Origin of the sequence: Hydrogenophaga sp. (assembly GCF_018780385.1) — a bacterium.
Classification (GTDB): Bacteria; Pseudomonadota; Gammaproteobacteria; order Burkholderiales; family Burkholderiaceae_C; genus Hydrogenophaga.
Map to the genome: position 1 here is coordinate 1 of NZ_JADMJO010000049.1, position 1,066 is coordinate 1,066.

The following is a 1,066-nucleotide window of genomic DNA, read 5'->3' on the forward strand; positions in this document are numbered from 1 at the left end:
GGCAAAGGCCTGCATCAGCGTTTCGTCGGCGGGCACGGCCTCGTCGGTCATGCCCGCGATTATGTTGGGCGCATCCTCAACTGGGGTCGGGTGCGTAACCGGGTTGCACTGCGCCAGGAAACGGATTCGGCCGTGGCGGCACCACCTGTGTGGGAATGATGCCCATGGCGATGAGGTTCTCTCGGCTGTCGTAGCGGATGCGGATGAGTTCGTCGGGCCGTTCGCCGCGCCGCTCGAACGTGGTGTGGCTGATGTGCGATGCCTCGCGTTCACCATGGCCCGTGCCCAGCCGCGGTGCGGGTGCGGCGGGTGCCATGCGGCGCGAGGCAAGCGACTCGGCGCGCTCGCGCGGGGCTTCGCTGTCTGCCTCGGCCTTCGACGTGTCCGCAGCACCCGTGGCGGACGAGCGGCTCTCGGCGGCGCCACCCAGCTCGCGCTGCTGTGGCCAGGGCATCACCGCAGGCGGTGGTGGAGGCAGGGGCTTCTCGCGGAACACGGCCACGCCGATCACGCCCACGTGGGCCGGGCGGCCGGTGCGCTCTGCATACGACGCGCTGGACGCGGTGAAGTGAAAGGCCGCCACCTCGGCGTCGCTCTTGCGCCAGCCGGTGATGGCGTGCTGTTGCCACGGCGAGAGCACGTAGCCGGCCTGTTGCCAGGCGGCCGTCTCACCCGAGATCACGTTCACCCCATCGACCGAGATCACGCCGAGCACACGGCCCGCCGTGGCATTGCGCACCGAAACCGCATAGCGCGCGCCGGGCCGCCCGGCGACCCAGTGCTCACCCTGGTGGCGGTGGACGGTGAGCGTCTCGCCGCTGTCGCGGTCCACCACCTGGATGTCGGCGAGGCGGCCCACGGCGAGGGCGGGCAGGGCTGCCGCGAGCAGGGCGGCAAGCGCCAGCGTCGTGCGCAGGGTAGGAGAGGGTTTCATGCGGGCTCCGGGAAGAGTGGATGGAGCCTGTTGAAACGAACGAGCACCGCGGATGGGGTTAACGCCCACCGACCCTTTGTGTAACGGTGTGCGTCAGCAGCTGCTGCAGGTTGCCATGGCGCTGTCCACGCG

General features: G+C 70.1%; 1 protein-coding gene. It reads right to left on the minus strand.

Annotation, left to right across the window (positions count from 1 at the left end):
• Nucleotides 1–76 precede the first annotated feature (76 nt).
• Nucleotides 77–934, minus strand: a complete 858-nt coding sequence (locus tag IV113_RS16710) for a hypothetical protein (RefSeq protein ID WP_291087175.1) — start codon at nucleotides 932–934, stop codon at nucleotides 77–79.
• Nucleotides 935–1,066 lie beyond the last annotated feature (132 nt).

Bases quoted from the DNA above. Each gene is read 5' to 3' on its own strand.
- IV113_RS16710 (WP_291087175.1), bottom strand. From the start codon at position 934: ATGAAACCCTCTCCTACCCTGCGCACGACGCTGGCGCTTGCCGCCCTG.